This is a genomic window from Bradyrhizobium sp. CCBAU 11430, from assembly GCF_028128855.1.
GTDB classification, from domain to species: Bacteria; Pseudomonadota; Alphaproteobacteria; order Rhizobiales; family Xanthobacteraceae; genus Bradyrhizobium; species Bradyrhizobium ottawaense.
Window position 1 is genome coordinate 25,844 of the sequence record NZ_LBJV01000042.1, and the last position, 21,734, is coordinate 47,577.

Sequence of the window (21,734 nt, forward strand, 5' to 3'; positions counted from 1 at the left end):
CCCGTTCCGCCCGAGGCGCGGCGGCGCCGCACAAGGGTTTGACACATCGGTGCAAAACCGCCGCCTTGCGCAATCACCGCACGGCTTGCGTCTTGCCTTCCGAATCCGGTTGCATGCTAGATTGGCGGCACGCATTCCGCGGCAGGAGGGAAGCATGGCCGACAATAAGGCAAAGCGCGGCGGGGCCGATCGGGCGCTGATTGCGCTCACGGAAAAATATGAAGTCGCCTACTGGTCGAAGAAGTTCAAGGTGACCCCGGCCAAGCTGAAATACGCCGTCAAGAAGGTCGGCCGTTCCGCCAAGAAGGTCGAGGCGTATATCAAGCTCCAGAAGCACCGCGCCTCCGACAAGAGCCGGATCGCGCTGAGCGAGGCCTATGAGGTCCGTTACTGGTCGAAGAGATTCAAGATCACCCCGGCCAAGCTGAAGGCTGCCGTCGCCGCGGCCGGCCATTCTTCCAGGAAGGTCGAGGCCTATCTCGCCGCCCGGAAGACGGCAAAGAAGAAATCGGCCAGGAAGACGACAAGGAAGACGACGAAGAAGGCAGCCAGGCGCAAGAGCGCCGCCTGAGACCTCGGAAGCCAGGGATGCGGGGGGCCGCAACCTGTCCTCACATGGGCCACGTCGTCGCCAGTGCGACCGGGGGCCGCTGGCGGCCGGGCGCCAGCCGAAAATCTCGCACACGACGACGGTGGGGCTTTCGGGATGGTCGCCTTGCTGTCGCCGAACAAAGGTGCCGTGAAATCGCCTCAAGGCGGACGAATAAGGCGAATTGAAAAGACAGGCCAAACCGGCGAACCAATATGGGGGGCGCAAAGGCCGGCACCAAATGAAGAATTATCTCGCTTTTTTCCTGTTTCTGACCATCACGACAGCATCCGCGCATGGCCCGTTGCCGGCGCGGCTGACGCCGCCCTCCGACCTCATCCTGACAGGCCTGACCGATTCCGACACCACCGCCGGCGGCACCGCGCGGCTGTGCGAGCAGGTCACCTTCTCGCGGGGCCTGCGCTACGGCGAAAACGAGGCCAATGTGCTCGACGTTGCCGCCAGCACGACCAAGGCGGATACGCCGCGGCCGGTACTGCTGTTCGTGGCCGGCGACAGTTTCACCGGCGACCGCGCCGCGCCCGAGCTGTCGCGCCAGATCCAGGACCAGGTCATGTGCTTTGCCGCCCGCAACGACATGATCGGGGTGCGCGTCAATTATCGCTTGGCACCCGCAGCAACCTGGCCGATGGGAGCGACCGATGTGGCGGCGGCGCTGTCCTGGGTCCACGGCAATATCGACCTGTTCAACGGCGACGCACGCGAGATCGTCGCGGTCGGCTACGGCGCCGGCGCATTCCATGTCGCAACCCTGCTGGCGCATCCCGAGCTCCAGGCCGACCGCGCCGATGTCGCGGCCGTCGTGCTGGTGTCCGGCATCTACCGGGCCGGCAAGGACGCCAGCGACAGCGAGAAGGCCTATCTCGGCGGTGACGCCAGCCAGTACAACGCGCGCTCGGTATTCCCCGGCATCCTCAATGTCGATGTGCCGATCGTGCTGGCCTGGGCCGCGGACGATTCCCCTGGCCTCGTGACACAGGGCGAGACCTTGAAGAAGACGCTCTGCGGCGCCGGCCACTGTCCGCGCAGCGCGCTGCTGCGCAGTCGCGACGGCATCGCCTCCGCCTTCGGATTGGATGGCTCCGGCGACAGCCTCGCCGAACCGACCCTGCTGCTGGTGCATCAGCTGGAAGCGCGGGGGCTGCCGTAGCGGCGTGTCAGCACGCCTGCCACTTCGTACGGGCCTGCGCTGTATTGAAGCGGGCTGCCAGGCCACACGATTGCCAAACGCCTGATCTAGATCAACTCGCCTTGGTGCGGACTGAGCCGACCTCGTTGGGGGCCAACGACAAGGTGTCGAGCATGCGCGTCACCGGCAGACTGCTGTTCGTTTTGATCGCCGCACTCGCGTCGCTTGGCGCGATGTCCGAGCAACGCCCAGACCAACCCACAAGCGACAAGGAAATCCGCATCGGCAATGTCATGCCGTATTCGGGAGCGCTCTCTGAATTCGGCGCGATCGGTCAGGCGGAGGCCGCCTATTTCGACATGGTCAACGCGCGCGGCGGCATCAATGGCCGCAAGATCCGCTTCATCACGCGCGACGACAATTCCGATCCGTCGACCGCACTGGAGCTGACGCGCAATCTGGTCGAGAAGGACGACGTGCACCTGATGTTCGGATCGTTCGGCACGCCCGGCAATCTCGCCACCCGCTGGTATCTGAACGAGAAGAAGGTGCCGCAGCTTTTCGTCGCCTCCGGCGACGAGGAGCTGAGCCAGGCCAGGGCTTTCCCCTGGACCATGGGCTGGCAGCCGTCGATCCGGTCGGAGGGGCGCATCTACGCCAACTACATTCAGGCCTATTATCCCAGGAAGAAGATCGTCGTGCTCTGGCAGAACGACCAGTTCGGACGCATGCTCTACAAGGGAATCCAGGACGGACTTGGCGATCTGAACCGCCATGTCCTCGTCGACATCGCCTTCGACATCGGCGACGAGCACCTCGACGGGCACGTCTCGATCCTCAAACGCGCGGGTGCCGATATCTTCGTCTTTCTCGGCGTGCCGTCGACTGCATCCAAGGTGATCAGGCTCGCGGCTTCGCTCAACTGGCGCCCGGTCTTCATCGTCAACGATACCTCCGCCTCGATCGCCAATGCGATGGCGCCCGCGGGCCTGGAGAATTCGGCCGGCGTGATCTCGGCCGCCTTCCTGAAGGACCCCAGCGACCCCGCCTGGAAAGACGATCCTGCCATGAGGGAATGGTTCGCCTTCATGGACAAGTACCATCAGGTCGAAAGCACCAACAACAGCGCAGCGGTCTACGGCTACGCCGCGGCCGAGGCGTTGACGCAGGTGCTGAAGCAATGCGGCAACGACCTGTCACGCGAGAACATCATGCGTCAGGCGGCTTCGCTGAGGGGTTACAACCCCTCCGTCGCGCTGCCCAACATCAGGATGAATACCTCGCCGAACAACTATCTGCCGATCAGGCAGATGCGGCTCGTGCAGTTCGACGGCCGCTCGTGGCAGCCCTTTGGTGAGGTGATCGAGACGGCGTTCACGGAGGGGGCGGCGAGGTGAGGCCCACCTGAACGCTGTCCAGCGGATGGATAGGTAACAAAACAGACCGGATGGATGGGTAACAGTCGTTCATGATCTGGTCGGCTGCGGCGCGGCGCTGGCGCTGCGCCGCAGCTTGCGCGTTTTCTGGTCGATGATGCCGATCGGTACGTCGAGAAGCGCACTTGCCAGGATCCGTCTTCGGTCTCCTCGACGGCAACGGCTTCACCAACGAGAGCGCTGCAAATGTGAATGAGCTCGCCTCGCCATTTGATCTCGCCGTTGGAGCGAACCTGGCGCACCGCGGCTTCGGCCGGATAATCCGGCTCGGGAAGCCGCGTCGTTCAGCGTCGTCGACCGAATAGGGAATCACCTCGCGGCTGATGGAGACAGCTCTGAGAACCAGGAGCCTATGCCGCATCGAGGACTTGCATTGAGAGACCGGGTCTGGCTGGTTTGAGCTCCTGACAATCAGACCGGAACTCACCATGATCCAGTTCGACACGTTGCTGACTTATATCGCGGTGGTTCTCGGCCTCTTTCTCATTCCGGGTCCCGCCGTCCTCTTGGTGCTCGGGCGCGCGTCTGTGGGCGGGCATCGCGTCGGAATTGCCACCGGTCTTGGCATCGCTACTGGAGACCTGCTTCACACCGCGATGGCTACGCTCGGATTGTCGGCGGTGCTGATGACCTCGGCGCTCGCCTTCAGCCTGGTGAAGTACGCCGGCGCTGCCTACCTCATATATCTTGGCATCCGCGCGTTTATGGAAAGAGGCGAGGATATCAAGTTGGCGCAGTCGCGTTTGGTCGACGCGTCGCTCGCCTTCCGGCAGGCCGTGCTGGCCGAACTGCTCAACCCGAAGACGGCGCTCTTCTTCCTGGCCTTTCTCCCACAGTTCGTACATTTCGAGAAGGGCTCCGTCGTTGCCCAGCTTGCAATTCTTGGCCTCATCTTCGTCATCATGAGCGCGATCTACACCGCGTTGATCGCACTTGTTGCCGGACAAGTCGCTGGCTGGCTCACCCGTCATCGCAGCATCGGCCGCTGGCAGGGCCGCGTCATCGGGGTGATCTACCTGGGTCTTGGCGTTCGCATGGCCTTGCAGCAAAAGTAGCCTGATCGTTCCATCCCGCCTGGAGAGATTCATGACCGAGACCATCCGCATCCAACGCTTCCATGCGCGGGCCGTGATCGTGCCGATGAACCTGCCGCTGCAGACCTCGACCGGCGCTGTCGCCAAGGCCCCGCTGGTGCTGATCGACTGCGAGACCGACCAGGGCGCCCGCGGGCACGCCTATCTGTTCTCGATCACACCATCGGCCTTGAAGCCGCTGACGGCGATGGTCACGGAAATGTCAGACTTGCTTGCCGGCGACGAGCTGCTGCCGTTCGAGATCGAGCGCAAGCTGAGCCAGCGCTTCACCCTGCTTGGCCTTGCCGGCCTGCAGCGGCTGGCGCAATCCGGCATCGACATGGCGGCCTGGGACGCGCTTGCCCGCAGCAGAGGCTTGCCGCTGGCCCGGCTGCTCGGCGGCGCGCCGAAGCCGGTCAAGGCCTACAATTCGAAGGGGCTCGGCATCATGCCGGCGGGCGCCGCCGTCGAGGAGGCGCACAAGCTGCTGGCCGAGGGGTTTCAGGCCGCCAAGATCCGCGTCGGCCGGCCCGATGCGCGGGAGGATCTCGCCGTCGTCCGCGCGGTGAGAAAGGCCGTCGGCGACGAGGTGACGCTGATGTGCGACTACAACCAGGCACTGACGGTGACCGAAGCCATCCGCCGCGGCGAGATGCTCGACGACGAGGGCTTGAGCTGGATCGAGGAGCCGATCCGCCATGACGATTATGCCGGCTGCGCCCGCATTGCCGACGCACTGCATACGCCCGTCCAGATCGGCGAGAATTTTGACAGCGCCTTTTCGATGCAAACAGCGTTCTCGGCGGAGGCCTGCGACTACGTGATGCCCGACGTGCAGCGCATCGGCGGCGTCACCGGCTGGCTGCGCGCCGCCTCGCTCGCCCATGCCGCCGGCATCGAGATGTCGACGCATCTGTTCTCGGAAGTCAGCGCGCATCTGCTCTGCGTGACGCCGACCGCGCACTGGCTGGAATATGTCGATTGGGCCGACGCGGTGCTTTCGACGCGACTGAAGATCAAGGACGGCTTTGCGCTGCCGAGCGAGGAGCCCGGCAACGGGATTGCGTGGGACGAGGCGGCAGTTGCCAAATATCTCGTTGGATAGGCTGCTTGCTATGACCGAACAGCGGCAATCATGTTCAGCTCGACCGGCGCCCCTCGCGGCAACTCGGCGACACCGACGGACGTCCGCGTATGACGACCGCGCTCGCCGAGGCGTTCGATCAGCCGATCGGAGGCACCGTTCATGACTTGCGACTGCTGGGTAAATCCAGGTGCCGAAGCGACGTATCCAACGAGCTGGAGGACCTGGACGATCCGGTCCTCTCCGCCTGTGGCGTGATTGATGGCGGAAATGCAGAGATCGGCGCAAAGGGCTGCAGCTTCTTGTGCGGCCGCGATATCGACGCCTGCTCCGACCTTGCCCACATACAGCAGGTCTTCGCCGCGACGCGGCAGCTGGCCACTGACATAAGCGAGTCCACCATGGATGATCACCGGCAAATAGTTGCCGCCGGGCTTGTTCACGCTGCTCATCTCAATAGCCTGCCTTTGCTTCACATCCGGCGAAGCGACGCATTTCGCCGCACGCCATAACTCGATCGCACCGGCTCGTTGCCGTGGTGGATAACCGGACAATGGCAGGCGGCGAGTCATGGATCAAGGCTGCGAAGCCTCATCCGGCCCGACGGAGCTCGCCCCACGCATTGCACCACGGCGGCGCGCGCGATAACGATCCGCTATGACCATTTGGCGCCCGCATCCCCACATCCGCGTCGTCGCGATCGGCCTGCACTGGCGGGACGGGCGCCTGCTGGCGGCCGAAATTCGCGACGATGCCGGGCGGATCAAGGGCGTTCGGCCGCTCGGCGGCGAGATCGAATTCGGCGAAAGCTGGCGCACTGCGCTGATGCGCGAGTTCAACGAGGAGCTCGGCATCGACGTCACCATCACAAGCGAGCCGTTGGTGCTGGAGAACATTTTCATGCACGAGGGCGCAACCGGGCACGAGGTGATGTTCATCTGCGAGGTGGAGTTTCCCGACGGCGCCTTCGCCGACCGGGATCGCCTCGACTTCCTCGAGGACGATGGAGAGCAGATCGTCGCGCGCTGGTTCGACCTTGCCGACCTCGACGTGGACGGTGGACCGAGCCTTTATCCGGCCGGGTTGAAGGATGTGCTGCTCCAACCGGCGAGCCAGCCCGATTGACGGCGTTGGCTAGCTCCACGCGGGGGATTTACGCGATTGGCTGATTTTCCGCCGGGTAGACCAGACGCTCTTCGGGAACGACCCGCGCAGCCGGATTCATCTCGGCCTCTTTGACCTGCCCCGGCCCCAGAATGTGGAACACCGTCTCGCCCGCCGCGAGCAAGTAATCGGTGATGATCCGACGGTGACATCGCCACCACAATGTTTCCGCGCACATGATGGCGCAGCGCTCCACCTGCCCGACGGCGCGCAAATGTGCGAGCCCTTCGTGAAAGGCCGCGCCCATCGCGTGATCGGCGTAATTGTGAAAGCTGACGTTCTGCCAGAAGGCGTTGGTCTCGCGCGGCACCTCGCGCTTGCGGCTGCGCAGGCCGCCGAGCGAGGCAATGTGCTCGTAGCCGATCGAAGCAGCCGCGAGCGATTGCGGCAGGGTCTCGCGATTGTACTGCGGGTTGGTACGGGAGCGGGGCACGGTCCGAACGTCAGCCACGAAGGTGACCGCGCTGCCCTGCAGCAATTCGACGAATTCCTCGATCGAACGTGTGGCGTGGCCGATGGTGAAGAACGGATGAGCCATGGTGACACCTCGACCGCCCGGCTCGCGGGCCGTCAGCTTTTCAACGACCGCAATGCGCGGCCCTTGTGCAGGGCGACGTGATCGGTCTTGTCGCTCCTGATCTCGTACTGCGGATCGTCGGGCGTAGCGTGATGGACGTAGCCCTTGTAATCGACGTCGGCGGTGTGCACGCGCAGGATATGGCCGCGCACCCGGCCGGCCTCGGAATTCCAGCTGACGTGGTCGCCGACGGCAAACCTTTTTCCGGGGGTCTTGGACATGGCCGATCAATGCGCGGCAGCACCGGCCTGTTCCAGGGGGCAGCCCCCGACCGCGCGAGGGCAGGCTAAATCCCTGCGGCAATCCACCAAGGCGTGGGCAACGAAGACGTGATGCAGCGGCGACCGCGGATCGCGCGATCCTGAAAGGCCGGCGAGGCGATTGATGATATGACGATCAACATTCAAACGAGAGGTGACCATGCCCCCTTCCGAGATGTCTCGAGGCTCCATCAGGCCGCGGCCATTTGCGCGATGTCGTCGTCGTGCTGCGGCAGCGACCGCAGCGCTGCTCCTCGCCGCAGCGTTCTGGCCAGCAGGAGGCGCGCAAGCTGCCGCAAATGACGCGGAGGCAAGAAACATCTTCGAAAAATTCATCGCCGCGCAGAATGCGCATGATGCGGACGATGTGAAGATGATGCTCTGGAATTCGCCCGGCACACTGTTGTTTGCGAGAGGCATCGAGACGAGAGGCCGCGATGCGGTCGCCACCCGATTCAAGGCGTATTACGAGGGCACCTGGCACCTCGAGCCCAACATGTCGGAATTCCACGTTGCGGTGATCTCGAACGAGGTGATGCAGATCCTCGTTCCCATCGTTTTCACACGCGGCCTTCCGGGCAAGCCGTCGCAACAAAATACGTTTCTGATCAGCCAGACCTATGTTCAGGATGCGACCGGCTGGCACGTCGCCTCCATCCTGCCGGTGGCGAACACGGAACTGAAGTGATGGCCGGGATGGGCCTCTGGAGGGGCATCCCTGATTGCGCTTCGCTCCATCCCGGCTACGGGCTGTCCAGGGAAACCGAGCAAGACGCACCAGTCCGTCTCCGCTCTTCGAGCTACGCCGGACACGCTTCGCATGGAGATCGTGGCTTGCCGAGCCGAAGCTCGCGGCGGCAGCCCGCCTGCGCCCTTTGGGCTTCGGCGCGGCATCCTTCTCTCGCTATCGCGAGCGAAGGATGGTGGGCACGACAGGGATCGAACCTGTGACCCCTACCATGTCAAGGTAGTGCTCTCCCGCTGAGCTACGTGCCCTAAAAGTCCACTTACGTCGGGTGGGGTCCCTATAACGGACGAGGGGACCCTGTGCAAGGACGGAACGGGGCCGATTTAGGCCGCCAGCATCTTGTTCACTTCGCTGACCAATTCGCGCAGATGCACGGGCTTGGACAGCACCTTGGCGTTCTTGGGGGCGTCCGAATCCGAGTTCAGGGCGACCGCAGCGAAGCCGGTGATGAACATGATCTTGATGTCGGGGTCGAGTTCCGAGGCCCGGCGGGCGAGCTCGATGCCGTCCATCTCCGGCATCACGATGTCGGTGAGCAGCATTTCGAACGGCTCTTCCCGCAACCGCTGATAGGCGGCCATGCCGTTGTCATGGGACGAGACCTGAAAACCGGCGTTTTCCAGCGCCTTGACCAGGAAACGGCGCATGTCGTTGTCGTCTTCAGCGAGCAGGATTTTTGGCATGGCAGGAAACGTCGAATCCCCAGAGGATATCAGCAGAGCTTACTAAGCCGGACAGAGGGTAAATTTGGGGTGAAAATCTTAACCCCAAGCCGGCTGCACTGCCGGCTCCTTGTGAACCGGAATGCCGCTCGAATCAATCGAGCCGCCGGCGCATCCCCGCTTCCCTGCCCACACGGTTAAGACATGTTCCAGCGCCGATCACATCTTTTCGCTTGGCAGAATGGTTGCGATTCCGGACAATGACGACACATAAGAGCCGCATCGATCGGCCGAATCAATTCGATCCGAGGCCCGGATCCTGCCGCTAAGGGACGAAGCCTGAGAAGATGACCCGGTTTGACGGCGAGGTGTCGCCAGCCTTCGAGATCGTTGAGCCCGCGCAATGGCGCGCGCCTGTCATCTTCAACTCGCCCCATTCCGGCTCGACCTATCCGGACGAATTCCTCGCGGCGTCCAGGATCGACCTGCCGACGCTGCGGCGGTCCGAAGACTCCTTCATGGACGAGCTGATCGGCCACTTGAGCGAGCGCGGCTTTCCGACCGTGCGGGTCAACTTTCCCCGCTCCTATGTCGACGTCAACCGCGAGCCCTATGAGCTTGATCCCCGCATGTTCAGCGGACGGCTGCCGAGCTTTGCCAATACCCGCTCGATGCGGGTCGCCGGCGGCCTCGGCACCATTCCGCGCGTGGTCGGCGACGGCCAAGAGATCTACCGCGACCGCATCCTGGTCGACGATGCGCTGGGGCGGATCGAGACGCTATACAAGCCCTACCACCGCGCGCTGCGCCGGCTGATCAACAAGGTGCACCAGATGTTCGGCACCGTGGTGCTGGTCGACTGCCATTCGATGCCCTCGGTCGGCGTCAGCAGGGACGAGCCGCGCCGGCCCGACGTCGTGATCGGCGACCGCTACGGCACAAGCTGCACCCCGCTTCTGCCCGACCGGGTCGAGGAGACCATGACCGGGCTCGGCTATTCGATCGGCCGCAACAAGCCCTATGCCGGCGGCTTCATCACCGAGCATTACGGCAATCCCGCGAGCGGCCTGCACGCGGTGCAGCTCGAGCTCAACCGTGCGATCTACATGGACGAGCGGCGGCGCGAGCGGAGTGCACGCTTTGCGCAAGTGGCGTCCGACTTCGGCGTTCTCGCCGACGTGCTGGCGACCACGATTCCGTTCGGCGATCTCGGCCCGTTCCAGGCCGCGGCAGAATAGGCGCCGGCTTTTCTTCGTCAAACCTTATTGTCTGTGATCGGGCGAACGCGTCTTCGCTTCGCTTTCGCTGCGCACCTTGAAACGAAAACGACAGGCCCAAAGAAAAAAGGGCCGCTCGCGAATGACGCAAGCGGCCCAAGTCTAGGGAGGAAACGCCCAAGGAGGGCAGCGGTAACGCCAAGCGCTACCGCACCGCAACAATATGCGACCGCGCCGCACAAAGTGCAAGGGCTTTTGAGCCATTTCCCATGCAATACGCACATGGCTCAATTGCTTCTATGGAAACCCAGATTCAGTTTCTTTGATAAGGAATTTCAATGGGTTGATAACATTTGCATACGAACAAGGCATATTCGGAACTAAGTTTTCAACTCTGTGATCGATATTTGGCCAGCAGATGACTTCGATGGGGCAGCGGCCTTCGGCATCCAAAATACCAGGGTGCAAGATCAAGACAGCGCTGCACGCGGGAGGCGAATTGAGCTAGGCAAGAGGGAGCTCCCTCCAACCTTCGCTTTGAGGATTCGGCCTGTGACGGTGATCGACTTTTCCGCCTTCATCGGACGGCTCGCCACCGCCTCCGGCGAAACCATCCTGCCGTTCTTCCGCACCTCGCTGTCGATCGACGACAAGAGCAAGACCAAGGATTTCGACCCCGTCACGGAGGCCGACCGCGCCGCGGAGGCGGTGATGCGGCGGCTGATCAAGGCCAACTTCCCTCAGCACGGCATCGTCGGCGAGGAATTCGGCAATGAGCGCGAGGAGGCCGACTATGTCTGGGTGCTCGACCCCATCGACGGCACCAAATCCTTCATCGGCGGCTTTCCGATCTGGGGGACGCTGATCGCACTGCTGCACAAGGGCGCGCCGGTCTACGGCATGATGCACCAGCCCTTCATCGGCGAGCGCTTCTCCGGCGACAACGGTTCGGCCAACTACAAGGGCCCGTCGGGCGAGCGCCGGCTCCAGGTTCGCCGCTGCGCCTCGCTTTCGGAAGCCACGACCTACACCACCAGCCCGCTCCTGATGAACGAGCGCGACCGCGCCATTTTCAGCCGCATCGAGAAGGGCGCGCGTCTGTCGCGTTATGGCGGCGACTGCTACTCCTATTGCATGCTGGCGGCCGGCCACGTCGATCTCGTGGTCGAGACCGAGCTGAAGCCTTACGACATCGCCGCGCTGATCCCGATCGTGACCGGCGCCGGCGGCGTCGTCACCACCTGGGAAGGCAAGCCGGCCCAGGGCGGCGGCCGCATCGTCGCGGCCGGGGATGCCAGGGTTCACGAAGAAGCACTGAAGCTGCTCAACCAATAACACGCGAGCGGAGGCTTGCATGACCATCTCACGCAGGCTTCTTCTTGGATTATTGCTGCTGCTGCCATCAGTGGCGTCCGCTCAGAATTTTCCGACGAAGCCGATCAAGCTGATCGTGCCGTTTCCGGCCGGCGGGCCCAACGACATCATCGCGCGGGTCATCGGCCAGCGCATGTCGGAGCTGTCAGGGCAGCCGGTGCTGATCGACAATCGCGGCGGCCAGGGCGGCGTGCTCGGCACCGATGCGGTCTCCAAGGCCGCCCCCGACGGCTACACCATCGCGATCTCCTCAGCCGGCGCGCTCGCGATCAGCCCGAGCATGGAGAAAGTCGCCTACGACACCTTGAGCGACCTCACACCGGTGACGCTGGTTGCGACGGTGCCGGAGATGCTCGTGGTCGCCACCAACGTGCCCGCCAAGGACATCGGCGAATTGATCGCTCTGGCCAAGGCGCAGCCGGGAAAGCTCAACTTCGCCTCTTCCGGCCCCGGCAGCCTGCCACATCTCGCCGGCGAGCTGTTCAAGCTGACGGGGAAGATCGACATCGTCCACGTGCCCTATCGCGGCGCAGCCCCCGCGGTGAACGATCTCTTGGGCCAGCAGGTGCAGATGACGTTTCTCGATCTCCCCGTGCTGCTGCCGCAGGTCAAGGCCGGCGCGCTGCGGCCGATCGCGATGGGCTCGGCAGAGCGCGCCCCGACCGCACCTGACGTGCCGACTCTTTCGGAAGCGGGTTTTCCCGATCTGCGCGTCGAGAACTGGTACGGCATGGTGGCGCCCAAGGGCACGCCGAAGGAGATTGTCACGGCGCTGCACGCCCTGGCGACGAAGGCGATGGCCGATCCCGCGGTGAAGGAGAAGCTCGCCGCGCAAGGCGCGACGCTGGTCGGCGACGAGCCGGAGCACTTTCGGTCATTCATCGCGGACGAGACTAGAAAGTGGGCGAAGGTGATCAAGGACGCCGGGGTGGAGACGGCGAAGTAGTTCGCGTTTTCGCTGGGTAAGCACCACCTTCACAACGCGACAGGTGCGTTCCCTCCCCCCTTGCGGGGGAGGGTTAGGGAGAGGGGGCCACACGGGGACCCCATCGATCTCTCTTCTTCACGACAGAGGCACCTGTTCCTGGACTACCCCTCTCCCCCGCCCTCCGCCACAAGGGGGGAGGGAGCGCAGTTTGCTCGCTGCGGGAGCGTGCCTCACACTAGCGCAGCAACAACTGCTCACACCGCCTCTGCCCGCAGATGCTCCACCAGCATCTTCGCAGGCCTTGGCAGCGTCTTGAAGCTGCGCGCGCAGATCACGAGCTTGCGGTTGGCCCAGGCATCGCGTAGCCGGACCATGGCGAGCGGCATCAGTTTTGCGCAGCGGCGGGCGGCGGATATCGGCACCAGCGCGATCCCGACGTCGGCGGCGACCATCTGGCAGATCGCATCGAAGTCGCGCAGGCGCGCGCGGTAATGCGGGCGCATGCCGAGCCGGGCGGCGTGCTTCGAAATGTGCATCTGGAGCGCGGTGGCGCTGGTGAGCCCGACGAAGTCGCAACTGCCGGCTTCCTGGAAATCGATCTGGCGGCGACCCGCGAACGGGCCGCGCCGCGACGTCACCAATGTCAGGTGGTCCTCGCTGAACACGAAGCGCTCAATATGGTCGGGCAGCGCGTGCTCGGCGGCGAAACCGAGGTCGGCGGCGCCTGCGGTGATCGCCGCCGCGATGTCGGTGCTCTCGCGCTCCTCGATGTCGATGGCGACGTCGCGGTGCTCGCGCAGGAAGCCGGCCAGCGCCTTCGGCAGATGTTCCGACAGGCCCGAGGTGTTGACGAGGAAATGCACGCTGGCGCGCACGCCAGAGGCAAAGCCGGCGAGATCGCCGCGCATGGCATCGATCTGGTGGATCACGAGCCTGGCATGATCGAGCAGGCTCTCGCCGGCCGCGGTCAGCTCGACGCCGCGCCGCCCGCGCTTGAGCAGCGCGACGCCGAGCGCGTCCTCGAGCCCCTTGATGCGCGCGCTGGCCGAGGCCAGGGCCAGGTGCGACCGCTCGGCGCCGCGGGTGATGCTGCGCTGGTCGGCGACCGCGATGAAGAGTTGGAGATCGACGAGGTCAAAGCGCATGGCAGGTCTCCTAGCCTTCGTTCAGACCGAAGGCTTACTCCGTAACCTCCAGATTGTGCGCCCGCGCGGCTTAGGTCAATGTGCTGGCATGATCGACCCGCTTCTCATTGTCATCGCCGCCGTGTTCCTGATCGCCGGATTCGTCAAGGGCGTGGTCGGGCTCGGCCTGCCGACGGTGTCCATGGGCCTGCTCGCGGTGAGCATGACGCCCAGCCGCGCGATCGCCATCGTCATAGTGCCAGCCATCGTCACCAACATCTGGCAGACCTTCGTCGGCCCGTATCTGCGTGACATCCTGAAGCGGCTGTGGCCGCTGATGATCGGCACCGTGATCGGATGCTGGCTCAATGCCGGCGCGCTGACCGGGCCGCATGCGCGCTACGGCACGATCGTGCTTGGCGTCCTGCTCGTCATCTATGCCGTGATCGGTCTGAACAAGTTCCAATTCCGCGTCGCGCCGCAAAACGAGAAATGGGTCGGCGGCGTGGTCGGTGTCGTCACCGGCGTGATCTCGGCCTCGACCGGCGTGCAGGTGATCCCCTCGATGCCGTTCATGCAGGCAATCGGCATGGAGAAGGACGAGCTGGTGCAGGCGCTCGGCGTGTTCTTCACGACGGCGACACTGGCGCTCGCCTTCAACCTGACGGCCGTTGGGCTGTTGACGCCAGCCAATGCCGTGCCGGGCGCGGTGGGCATGGCCATGGCTTTTGCCGGCATGTTCGTGGGACAGTCGGTGCGAGCACGGATGCCGGCCGAAGCGTTCCGCCGCTGGTTCCTGATCGCGATGATCCTGCTCGGCCTTTATCTCGCCGGCAGTGCGCTGGCGAAGGAGTTCGTTTGAGGGAAGATCGCCCTACGCTGCCCGCATCATTCGTTCGAATGAGCCTACCGCGTCTCCAGCATGGCGACGCGGATGCCGAGATAGATGAAGAGGCCGCCGAGGGCGCGGTTGACCCAGGCGATCACGCCTTCGGATTCGCGCAGCCGGTGGGCGGCTTTGGCCGCGAACGCGGCCAGCACCAGGCACCACAGCGTGCCCGTAGAGATGAAGATCAGGCCGAGCGTCAGGAAGGCGAGCGGCTTGTGCGGTGAATCGGCCGCGACGAATTGCGGCAGGAAAGCCAGGAAGAACAGCGCGACCTTGGGATTGAGCGCGTTGGTGAAGACGCCCTGGAGGAAGACCCGCCGCAGCGAGCTCCGCACCGGCTCGTCGATCGCCGCCGCCAGCACCGGGCGCGACCACAGCATCTGAAGCCCGGTGAACACGAGATAGGCCGCCCCGACCAGCTTCAGGATCGAGAAGGCGGTCGACGAGGCCATCAGCAGGGCCGAAAGCCCGATCGCGGCGGCCGCGACATGGACGAAACAGCCGCAACTGATGCCGAATGCGGCCGCGGCGCCGCCCCGCCAGCCCATCTGCATGCTGCGGCCGATGACGTAGACGGAGTCAGGCCCCGGCGTGATGTTGAGCAGCACGCCCGACAGGATGAAGAGCCCGATTTCGTGAATGCCCAGCATGCAAAGGTGCCCCCTGCCGCCCGTTCCGGCGGTCAATTCCGCTTAGTCGGTTCGGCGGCCGCCGTCCACCGCCGGGATTGCGGAGGATTTACCTCGAATTTGCAATGCGGATCATGCTTCCGCTCGGCCACATCTGCTTTATAAAGGCGAGGTTCTTGAAATGCGGGATTCGCGTCGACTTGCCACGCCGTGGCCAGTCCCAGATCCCTTCACGATCCCTTCTCGATCCCTTGGAGCTTCCGGGATATGGAAAGACGTCTGGCTGCCATCGTCTGCGCCGATGTCGCCGGCTATTCGCGCATGATGGGCAGCGACGAGGCCGGCACCCATGCCGCCTTCAAGGCCCATCGCAGCGCGATCCACCCGATCATCCTCAATCACGGCGGCCGCGTCGTGAAGAACACCGGCGACGGCTTCCTGCTGGAGTTCCCTTCGATCGTCGGCGCCACCGAGGCCGCGATCGCGATGCAGACGCTGATGGCGGAGCGCAACCACCATCTGCCGGCCGACCGCGCCATGCAGTTCCGCCTCGGCATCCACATGGGCGACGTCATCGCCGATGAGGACGAGGTATTCGGTGACGATGTCAACATCGCCGTCCGCCTGGAGTCGGTCGCGAGCCCCGGCGGCTTTGCGATCTCGGCCAAGGCCTACAAGGAGGCGAGCAAGCATCTCAGCGTGCCGCTGGTCGATGCCGGCAATCATCGCTTCAAGAACATCAAGGATGCAATCGGGGTCTGGACCTGGACGCCCGAGGGTGCACCGGCGCTCGCGCCCGAGCTCCGCGAGGCGTCCGCCCTCTCGCAACAGTACCGCACCGCGATCGTCGGCGTGCTGCCGTTCGCCAATCTCAGCGATGCCCAGGACGAGTATTTCTCCGACGGCCTCACCGAGGATCTCATCCACGCACTGTCGCTGCAATCCTTCTATCGCGTGCTGAGCCGCAACTCGACCTTCGCCTTCAAGGGCAGGAACACCAGCACCCGCCTGATCGCGCGCGAGATCGACGCCACCTATTTGATCCAGGGTTCGGTGCGGCGTGCCGGCGCCAAGATCCGCGTCACCGCCGAGCTGATCGCCCCGGAGACCGGCGAGCAGCTCTGGACCGGCCGTTACGACCGCGACATCGGCGACTTCTTCGCGATGCAGGACGAGATCACGACCAATTTGTCCGCCGCCATCGCCACCGAGATCGTCCGCGCCGAAGCCTCGGCGCCCGCGCGGCTCTCGACGGACGTCACCGCCTGGGATCGCTTCCTCAAGGGGCTGTCGCATTACTACCGGCAGACCAAGGAGGACCTGACTGCCGCCGTCGATCTGTTCCGGGAAGCCATCATGGTCGATCCCAAGCTGTCGATCGCGCACGCCTATCTCGCCACGATCCAGATCCAGAGCATCCAGTTCGGCTGGGTCAAGGGCACGCGCGAGATGTGGGCCGAGGCGATGAACCTCGCCGAAACCAGCGTCCGGCTCGACCCGCGCTCGTCCTTTGCGTTCTCGATCCTGTCCTGGGCGCACGCCATGGAAGGGCATTACGAGGCGGCGATGGACGCGGCCAAGCGCGCGGTCGCGCTCAATCCCTACGACATGGGCGCGCGCGGCGTGCTCGGCATCTGCCATTTCGTCATCGGCGAGCACCGCGAGGCGATCGAGATGTTTTCGATGGCCGCGCAGCGCGACAACAGCGACCCGCGCTACCAATGGGCGGCGCTGAACGCCTTCAGTCATTATCTGTTGCGCCAATATGACGCGACCCTGTCATGGGCGCGCGAGCAGCTCTACATCAATCCCAACCACATGCAGGCGCTGGCAATCCGCGCCGCGGCCCTGGCACAATTGGGCCGGACCGCCGAGGCGAGCGAAGCGACCTCCGTGCTGATGGGCAATTACCCGACGCTCAATGTCGATCGTCACTTGCGCAACTTCCACTGGAAGCGGCCCGAGGACCTCGCCCACTATCGCGAGGGACTGCTGAAGGCCGGCGTGCCGCTCGGCAAGCTGACCCTGGTTCAGAGCGACGTCAAACGCGTCGCCGAGTCCTGACCGGCAGGCCACGGTCCCCCCGCAGCCGTTCCCTTAGGTCTTTGGCGAGACCCCGCCTGCACTTGTTGACAGGACAGTGAATTCGGCCACACTTCGCCACACGCTGAAGTAGTATAGTCTGCTGTCGGTTTGTTAGGACTTTCCGCGCTTGATCGGCGCCTCATTTCACGATTCGCTGTTTTCAGGATTTTGGGCCATGCATGACCCCGCTTCGAAACCGCCGTTCGACCCCTCGATCCAGGTCTCGCCGAACAATCCCTGCCCATTCCTGCGCGGCCTCGTCGGCGAGGGCTTTGTCGAGGGCGGCACTGTCCCGCTCGGCAAGCTGTCGGAGACGATCGCGAACGCGACCGGCGAAACCGGGCTGAAGAAGGCGTCTGCCCGGCTTCAGGTCCGCGGCGTGGCGCTCATCGCCAACGGTCTGGGTCACATCCTCAAGAGCATCTTTTCGGGCGCGCAGCTCGATGCGCTGCGCGGCGGCCCGCTGGACAAGCGCGGTGCCGGCTCGCGCATCCTCGGAGTCGACGGCAAGATCAACGAGGACGAGATCGCGCGGCTCGCGAGTTTCGGCCGGACTTACACCGATCCGAACGGCGGCTCCGAGCTGGGCCTCAACGCCTCGGAAATCGACATCTTCATGCGCGACAACCTCAAGCGCGCCGGCAGCGCCGCGCGCTGGTACTACCCGCTGCTGATGAAGTTCGAATGGCCGATCCTCCTGAAGATCATCGGCAAGGGCAGGGGCGAGGATCGCTATCTCGGCGTTGCCGACGTGCGCACGCTGTTCAACGAGCGCCAATTCCCGGCGCGCATCAACGAGCGGCTGGTCCCGCCGGTGCTGTCGACCTGCCAGCGCGTGGTGCGGGGCGCCCTCAAGCTTGCGGCCTTGCTGATCGCCGTCGGCCTCGTTGCCCTCGTCGCGGTCGCCGAATTCCCCAATCAGGTTCGCGCCATGCTGCCGCAGAAGGGAATTCTCGTAAATCTCTTGCCGCCGCCCTTGCCTGCGGTCCCGGAGACGAAGGCGGCCTTCTGGCTCGAGCAGAACTGGTCGCTGAAGGACCGGCACTGGTTCCATCATGCCAGCCAGGGCACCGCGACCTTCCCCGTGCCCTATGAATGGTTCATGGCGCTGGAGCAGCCACGCCTTCATCTATTCTCGAAACCCGGCATGATGAAGGAGAGCGCCTATCTCGAAGGCTTCGGCTTCATCCCGAGCCCGCAGTCGATCCAGACCGACACGACGACGTTGCGCCGCTTCGGTTACGCCAATGTCTATGAGACGACGCAGGTGCCGGACTGGTCGACCAGATGGACGCCAGTGGAGAACGTCGACGGCCTGCCGGTCGGATTCGCGCGGATGACCGGGGTCGTCGATCCCGCGACCGGCCGTCGCGAGGAAGACAAGATCGGGTTGACCTGCGCGGCCTGCCATACCGGGCAGATCCATTACCAGGGCGTGGACGTGCGCTTCGACGGCGGCCCGGCCATGACCGACCTGAAGAAGCTGGAGCTCTCGACCGGCCTGTCGATCGCCTACACCCTGTATGTCCCGTTCCGCTTCCAGCGCTTTGCCGATCGCGTGCTCGGCCCCGATGCCAGCAAGACGGACCGCGCCGCGCTCAAGCAGAAGCTCAGCGCGATCGGCACGTTCCTGATCGACTGGGCGAAAACCCAGCAAAAGACGGTTGAAAGCAAGAAGACCTGGAACGGCAGGCAGCAGCAGGACACGGAGGAAGGGTTCGGCCGCCTCGACGCTCTCAATCGCATCGGCAACCAGGTCTTCTCGCAGGATCTCGCGCTGAGCGGGGTCAAGGGCTTCGAGAAGAACCTGCATGCCCAGGATGCCCCGGTCAGCTACCCCGCGATCTGGACCGTGCCCTGGTTCAAATTCGCCCAGTACGACGCATCGATCGAGCAGCCGTTAATTCGCAATGCCGGCGAAGCGCTCGGCGTGACCGCACTGCTCAACCTGTCCGACGCCTATCCGGAGGACCGGCTGTGGCGGTCCTCGGTGAACATCAGGACACTCGGCTGGATCGAGGACATGCTGAGAGGCCCCGATCCGTTCAAGCCGGCCGATCCCTCCGCCGATCCGAAATTCGGCGGCCTGCTGGCGCCGCAATGGCCCTCGCAAATCCTCGGCGATGCATGGCGGCTGAAGCCCGATCGCGTCGAGCGCGGCCGCGCCATCTATGCCGAGATGTGCTCCGGGTGCCACCTTCCGGCCATCGACACGCCCGCCTTCTGGTCATCGAAGCATTGGGAGCCGAGCGGCGACAGCAAGGTGCTGAACGCGGTCACGATTCCCCTCAAGGAGATCAAGACGGATCCCGAACAGTCCCTTGTTCTCAGCAACAGGATCGTCGATGTGCCCGGCTTCCTGAAGGTGAATACGGCCGACCTCCAGACATGGTGGCAATGCGATATCCCGACCGCAAGCAAATCGCCCAACGAGATGGTCTACGCGCTCGGCCTCATGACGGTGGTCGATCTCGTCGCCCGCAAATGGATGGACGACGAGAAGGTCCCGGAGGCCGAACGGGCGAAAATGTGGAATCTCGCGCGCAAGAATTGTCTCAATCCGGCGCCTGACCCGCGCTATCGGGCGCGGCCATTGAACGGCATCTGGGCTACCGCACCTTACCTGCACAACGGTTCGGTGCCTTCGCTGTACTGGTTGCTGAAGCCGGCGAACGAGCGCCCGACCAAATTCTGCATGGGCCGCCGCGACTATGATCCCGTGACCGTCGGCTTTGCGGTGACCGCGGATGAGAAATGCAAGACGGGCGAAACGCAGTTCTCGGCGGGATCGGAGAAGGACCCGATCCAGGGCAACAGCGTGCTCGGCCATTCCTTCGAGCGCAAGGAAGGCGAACCGAAGCGCGATGGCGTCATCGGCCGCATGTTCAAGGACGATGCCGAGCGCTACGATCTGATCGAATATTTGAAGACGCTTTAACGCGACCAGAGTTCTTCGTCTCGTCATGGCCGGGCTTGTCCCGGCCATCCACGTTCTTGTCTCGCCGAACCGAAGTCCGTGGATGCCCGGGACAAGCCCGGGCATGACGAGTTTGTAGCGCGATGACGCGCTCTTTCCTCACTTGAACAACGGCGTGCCCGGCACGAAGGCGTCGAAGGCGGCCCAGAACTGGGAGCGGTAGCGGTCCTGCTCCTGGAGGATCTCGTGCTTGGCGCCGGCGATCACGAGGTGGGAGCCGGCGCGCAAGTGATAGGCGAACTCCTCGATCGCCGCGGTCGAGACCACCGCGTCGTTGGAGGCCGCCAGCATCAGGATCGGCTGGCGGATCTGCGAGGGGTAGTTCTTGCCCTTGAAGGTGTTCATGGCGCGGAAGGCGGTATCGGCCCAGGCCACGGTCGGTGATGCCAGCCCGAGCGTGGGGTCCTCCTCCAGGATCGCGGCATTGCGCGCATAGCGTACCGGATCGCTGGTCACGGGATTGTTGATGAAGGGATCGAGCCCGGTGAGACGGTCGCTGCCGCCGGGGACATAACGGCCCCCCTGCCCGAGCAGGCGCATGGTCTTGAGCAGCGCACGCACCGGAAGCGAGGTGGTGCGGCCGGGCAGGTCGATCATCGGCGCCGACAACACCATGCGGTCGAACCAGCGCTTGCCCGCATGCGCCACCCGCAGCATCACCGTGCCGCCCATGGAATGGGCCAGCGCGAAGAACGGCGGCGGGCAATCCGGCAGCACGACCTGCTGCACGAACGCCTCCACGTCGACCTCGAAATCGGAGAAGTCGCGCACATAGCCCTTGCGCGGGTCGCGCAGGCGGCGCGAGGAATGGCCCTGCCCGCGCCAATCGATCATTGCCACTGCAAAGCCGCGGTCGCGCAAATCGCGCACGGTCTCGAAATATTTCTCGATCTGCTCGCTGCGTCCGGTGAAGACGCAGACGGTGCCCTTGCGGTTCGCCGGCGGCGCCCAGCGCGCAAAGCGCAGCTCGGCGCCATCGGGCGTCTTGATGGTACCGCTGACGACGTCTTCGGGGACGGGATTGGACGGGATCGAGACCAGCGTCATGATTGGAAGTGCTTGGGCGCGAAGTGCTGCAAATCAAGGGGCGGGAGCGCCGAAAAGGCGCTGATTGCCGCCCTCTTGAACGCCGTCTCGTTCCACCCATATCATCTTCGTGCAGGCCGCTACCAGTGTTTCGGACCCGGAACATCAGGCTGCACACAGACTAAAGCCCGGCCCGATTGGCGGGCGGGTTACCCAACAGTCGCTCAATGGAGGACTAGACCATGCGTAGCTACGATCTCACCCCCTTCTACCGTTCCACCGTCGGCTTCGACCGCCTCTTCAGCCTGCTCGACCAGGCCAGCTCGGACGGCAGCCCCGGTTATCCCCCCTACAACATCGAGCGTACCGGCGAGAATGCCTACCGCATCACCGTTGCGGTCTCGGGCTTCGCCAGGGATGAGCTCTCCATCGTCGCGAAGGAAAACACGCTGACGATCAAGGGCGAGAAGGTCGCAGGCGAGAACAGCAAGAACGAAGTGATCTACCGCGGCATCGCCGCGCGTGCCTTCGAGCGCGCCTTCCAGCTCGCCGACTTCGTGCAGGTGAAGGACGCCTCGCTGGAAAACGGGCTGCTTCACGTCGACCTCGTCCGTGAGATTCCCGAGGCGAAGAAACCGCGCCAGATCGCGATCAATACCAGCGCACCGAAGGCGCAGGTGATCGAGAACTCGGTCGCCGCCTAACCACGGCACGCCACTTCCAGGTTTGAGAAAACGCCCCG

21 protein-coding genes and 1 tRNA gene are annotated in these 21,734 nt (G+C 64.1%); 14 read left to right on the forward strand and 8 right to left on the reverse strand.

Annotation, left to right across the window (positions count from 1 at the left end; all coding sequences use genetic code 11):
- Positions 1-154: 154 nt before the first annotated feature.
- The 5 genes from XI04_RS11075 (at position 155) to XI04_RS11095 (ending at position 5,353) form a co-directional block, all read left to right on the forward strand.
- The gene (locus XI04_RS11075; RefSeq protein WP_028140025.1) at positions 155-571 is read left to right on the forward strand and encodes a DUF3606 domain-containing protein; all 417 of its coding nucleotides are present in this window, start codon (positions 155-157) and stop codon (positions 569-571) included.
- Positions 572-830: 259 nt separating this feature from the next.
- On the forward strand, positions 831-1,760 hold the full coding sequence (locus XI04_RS11080) for an alpha/beta hydrolase (protein ID WP_095425189.1): 930 nt from the start codon (positions 831-833) through the stop codon (positions 1,758-1,760).
- 152 nt (positions 1,761-1,912) lie between these two features.
- A complete protein-coding gene (locus tag XI04_RS11085; RefSeq protein ID WP_173015973.1) occupies positions 1,913-3,136 on the forward strand; it encodes an ABC transporter substrate-binding protein in 1,224 nt (407 codons plus the stop codon).
- A gap of 467 nt (positions 3,137-3,603) precedes the next feature.
- Positions 3,604-4,230 carry a LysE family translocator gene (locus XI04_RS11090; protein ID WP_152103611.1) on the forward strand — a complete coding sequence of 209 codons (627 nt, stop codon included), beginning with the start codon at positions 3,604-3,606 and terminating at the stop codon, positions 4,228-4,230.
- Between the two features lie 31 nt (positions 4,231-4,261).
- The gene (locus tag XI04_RS11095) at positions 4,262-5,353 is read left to right on the forward strand and encodes an enolase C-terminal domain-like protein (protein WP_152103612.1); all 1,092 of its coding nucleotides are present in this window, start codon (positions 4,262-4,264) and stop codon (positions 5,351-5,353) included.
- 8 nt (positions 5,354-5,361) lie between these two features.
- Here XI04_RS11095 and XI04_RS11100 read toward each other — a convergent pair whose 3' ends face one another.
- The gene (locus XI04_RS11100; protein ID WP_240536476.1) at positions 5,362-5,904 is read right to left on the reverse strand and encodes a RidA family protein; all 543 of its coding nucleotides are present in this window, start codon (positions 5,902-5,904) and stop codon (positions 5,362-5,364) included.
- A gap of 85 nt (positions 5,905-5,989) precedes the next feature.
- Here XI04_RS11100 and XI04_RS11105 point away from each other — a divergent pair, with 85 nt between their 5' ends.
- The gene (locus XI04_RS11105) at positions 5,990-6,457 is read left to right on the forward strand and encodes an NUDIX hydrolase (protein WP_152103613.1); all 468 of its coding nucleotides are present in this window, start codon (positions 5,990-5,992) and stop codon (positions 6,455-6,457) included.
- 28 nt (positions 6,458-6,485) lie between these two features.
- On the opposite strand, the gene XI04_RS11110 is transcribed toward XI04_RS11105, so the two are convergent.
- Together XI04_RS11110 and XI04_RS11115 are read right to left on the reverse strand one after the other, a co-directional pair.
- Complete coding sequence (locus XI04_RS11110) at positions 6,486-7,034, reverse strand: DUF488 domain-containing protein (protein ID WP_152103614.1); 549 nt, start codon at positions 7,032-7,034, stop codon at positions 6,486-6,488.
- Positions 7,035-7,066: 32 nt separating this feature from the next.
- Positions 7,067-7,294, reverse strand: a complete 228-nt coding sequence (locus XI04_RS11115; protein WP_018316154.1) for a DUF2945 domain-containing protein — start codon at positions 7,292-7,294, stop codon at positions 7,067-7,069.
- A 412-nt stretch (positions 7,295-7,706) separates the two neighbouring features.
- On the opposite strand from XI04_RS11115, the gene XI04_RS11120 reads away from it, so the two are divergent.
- Entirely contained in the window at positions 7,707-8,021 is a 315-nt protein-coding gene (locus XI04_RS11120; protein WP_240536477.1) for a hypothetical protein, read from the forward strand.
- 233 nt (positions 8,022-8,254) lie between these two features.
- Here the strand turns inward: XI04_RS11120 and XI04_RS11125 are convergent.
- Both XI04_RS11125 and cpdR read right to left on the reverse strand, forming a co-directional pair.
- Positions 8,255-8,329: transfer RNA gene (locus XI04_RS11125), tRNA-Val, on the reverse strand.
- Between the two features lie 75 nt (positions 8,330-8,404).
- Entirely contained in the window at positions 8,405-8,764 is a 360-nt protein-coding gene (gene cpdR / locus XI04_RS11130) for a cell cycle two-component system response regulator CpdR (RefSeq protein ID WP_007597092.1), read from the reverse strand.
- A 326-nt stretch (positions 8,765-9,090) separates the two neighbouring features.
- Here cpdR and XI04_RS11135 point away from each other — a divergent pair, with 326 nt between their 5' ends.
- The 3 genes from XI04_RS11135 (at position 9,091) to XI04_RS11145 (ending at position 12,280) form a co-directional block, all read left to right on the forward strand.
- A complete protein-coding gene (locus XI04_RS11135; protein WP_018316156.1) occupies positions 9,091-9,981 on the forward strand; it encodes an N-formylglutamate amidohydrolase in 891 nt (296 codons plus the stop codon).
- A gap of 531 nt (positions 9,982-10,512) precedes the next feature.
- Positions 10,513-11,295, forward strand: coding sequence for a histidinol-phosphatase (gene hisN / locus XI04_RS11140; protein ID WP_028140016.1), 783 nt, complete (start codon positions 10,513-10,515; stop codon positions 11,293-11,295).
- Positions 11,296-11,314: 19 nt separating this feature from the next.
- The gene (locus XI04_RS11145; RefSeq protein WP_212474958.1) at positions 11,315-12,280 is read left to right on the forward strand and encodes a Bug family tripartite tricarboxylate transporter substrate binding protein; all 966 of its coding nucleotides are present in this window, start codon (positions 11,315-11,317) and stop codon (positions 12,278-12,280) included.
- 236 nt (positions 12,281-12,516) lie between these two features.
- Here XI04_RS11145 and XI04_RS11150 read toward each other — a convergent pair whose 3' ends face one another.
- The gene (locus tag XI04_RS11150; protein ID WP_028140014.1) at positions 12,517-13,407 is read right to left on the reverse strand and encodes a LysR substrate-binding domain-containing protein; all 891 of its coding nucleotides are present in this window, start codon (positions 13,405-13,407) and stop codon (positions 12,517-12,519) included.
- Positions 13,408-13,495: 88 nt separating this feature from the next.
- Here XI04_RS11150 and XI04_RS11155 point away from each other — a divergent pair, with 88 nt between their 5' ends.
- Positions 13,496-14,248: a sulfite exporter TauE/SafE family protein gene (locus tag XI04_RS11155; protein ID WP_028140013.1), complete on the forward strand. Its 753-nt coding sequence runs from the start codon at positions 13,496-13,498 to the stop codon at positions 14,246-14,248.
- A gap of 44 nt (positions 14,249-14,292) precedes the next feature.
- On the opposite strand, the gene XI04_RS11160 is transcribed toward XI04_RS11155, so the two are convergent.
- On the reverse strand, positions 14,293-14,925 hold the full coding sequence (locus XI04_RS11160) for a LysE family translocator (protein WP_028140012.1): 633 nt from the start codon (positions 14,923-14,925) through the stop codon (positions 14,293-14,295).
- A 246-nt stretch (positions 14,926-15,171) separates the two neighbouring features.
- Here XI04_RS11160 and XI04_RS11165 point away from each other — a divergent pair, with 246 nt between their 5' ends.
- Together XI04_RS11165 and XI04_RS11170 are read left to right on the forward strand one after the other, a co-directional pair.
- Positions 15,172-16,968 (forward strand): adenylate/guanylate cyclase domain-containing protein, encoded by a 1,797-nt coding sequence (locus XI04_RS11165; protein ID WP_038972871.1) that lies wholly within the window; start codon positions 15,172-15,174, stop codon positions 16,966-16,968.
- Between the two features lie 196 nt (positions 16,969-17,164).
- On the forward strand, positions 17,165-19,927 hold the full coding sequence (locus XI04_RS11170) for a di-heme-cytochrome C peroxidase (RefSeq protein ID WP_271609713.1): 2,763 nt from the start codon (positions 17,165-17,167) through the stop codon (positions 19,925-19,927).
- A gap of 138 nt (positions 19,928-20,065) precedes the next feature.
- On the opposite strand, the gene XI04_RS11175 is transcribed toward XI04_RS11170, so the two are convergent.
- Positions 20,066-21,013 (reverse strand): alpha/beta fold hydrolase, encoded by a 948-nt coding sequence (locus XI04_RS11175; protein WP_028140009.1) that lies wholly within the window; start codon positions 21,011-21,013, stop codon positions 20,066-20,068.
- Between the two features lie 221 nt (positions 21,014-21,234).
- On the opposite strand from XI04_RS11175, the gene XI04_RS11180 reads away from it, so the two are divergent.
- A complete protein-coding gene (locus XI04_RS11180) occupies positions 21,235-21,696 on the forward strand; it encodes an Hsp20 family protein (protein ID WP_028140008.1) in 462 nt (153 codons plus the stop codon).
- Positions 21,697-21,734: the final 38 nt, after the last annotated feature.

What these genes read in the sequence shown, in the direction of transcription:
- XI04_RS11075 (WP_028140025.1), top strand. Translation starts at nt 155, where the DNA reads ATGGCCGACAATAAGGCAAAGCGCGGCGGGGCCGATCGGGCGCTGATT.
- XI04_RS11080 (WP_095425189.1), top strand. Translation starts at nt 831, where the DNA reads ATGAAGAATTATCTCGCTTTTTTCCTGTTTCTGACCATCACGACAGCA.
- XI04_RS11085 (WP_173015973.1), top strand. Translation starts at nt 1,913, where the DNA reads ATGCGCGTCACCGGCAGACTGCTGTTCGTTTTGATCGCCGCACTCGCG.
- XI04_RS11090 (WP_152103611.1), top strand. Translation starts at nt 3,604, where the DNA reads ATGATCCAGTTCGACACGTTGCTGACTTATATCGCGGTGGTTCTCGGC.
- XI04_RS11095 (WP_152103612.1), top strand. Translation starts at nt 4,262, where the DNA reads ATGACCGAGACCATCCGCATCCAACGCTTCCATGCGCGGGCCGTGATC.
- XI04_RS11100 (WP_240536476.1), bottom strand. Translation starts at nt 5,904, where the DNA reads ATGACTCGCCGCCTGCCATTGTCCGGTTATCCACCACGGCAACGAGCC.
- XI04_RS11105 (WP_152103613.1), top strand. Translation starts at nt 5,990, where the DNA reads ATGACCATTTGGCGCCCGCATCCCCACATCCGCGTCGTCGCGATCGGC.
- XI04_RS11110 (WP_152103614.1), bottom strand. Translation starts at nt 7,034, where the DNA reads ATGGCTCATCCGTTCTTCACCATCGGCCACGCCACACGTTCGATCGAG.
- XI04_RS11115 (WP_018316154.1), bottom strand. Translation starts at nt 7,294, where the DNA reads ATGTCCAAGACCCCCGGAAAAAGGTTTGCCGTCGGCGACCACGTCAGC.
- XI04_RS11120 (WP_240536477.1), top strand. Translation starts at nt 7,707, where the DNA reads ATGATGCTCTGGAATTCGCCCGGCACACTGTTGTTTGCGAGAGGCATC.
- cpdR (WP_007597092.1), bottom strand. Translation starts at nt 8,764, where the DNA reads ATGCCAAAAATCCTGCTCGCTGAAGACGACAACGACATGCGCCGTTTC.
- XI04_RS11135 (WP_018316156.1), top strand. Translation starts at nt 9,091, where the DNA reads ATGACCCGGTTTGACGGCGAGGTGTCGCCAGCCTTCGAGATCGTTGAG.
- XI04_RS11145 (WP_212474958.1), top strand. Translation starts at nt 11,315, where the DNA reads ATGACCATCTCACGCAGGCTTCTTCTTGGATTATTGCTGCTGCTGCCA.
- XI04_RS11150 (WP_028140014.1), bottom strand. Translation starts at nt 13,407, where the DNA reads ATGCGCTTTGACCTCGTCGATCTCCAACTCTTCATCGCGGTCGCCGAC.
- XI04_RS11155 (WP_028140013.1), top strand. Translation starts at nt 13,496, where the DNA reads ATGATCGACCCGCTTCTCATTGTCATCGCCGCCGTGTTCCTGATCGCC.
- XI04_RS11160 (WP_028140012.1), bottom strand. Translation starts at nt 14,925, where the DNA reads ATGCTGGGCATTCACGAAATCGGGCTCTTCATCCTGTCGGGCGTGCTG.
- XI04_RS11165 (WP_038972871.1), top strand. Translation starts at nt 15,172, where the DNA reads ATGGAAAGACGTCTGGCTGCCATCGTCTGCGCCGATGTCGCCGGCTAT.
- XI04_RS11170 (WP_271609713.1), top strand. Translation starts at nt 17,165, where the DNA reads ATGCATGACCCCGCTTCGAAACCGCCGTTCGACCCCTCGATCCAGGTC.
- XI04_RS11175 (WP_028140009.1), bottom strand. Translation starts at nt 21,013, where the DNA reads ATGACGCTGGTCTCGATCCCGTCCAATCCCGTCCCCGAAGACGTCGTC.
- XI04_RS11180 (WP_028140008.1), top strand. Translation starts at nt 21,235, where the DNA reads ATGCGTAGCTACGATCTCACCCCCTTCTACCGTTCCACCGTCGGCTTC.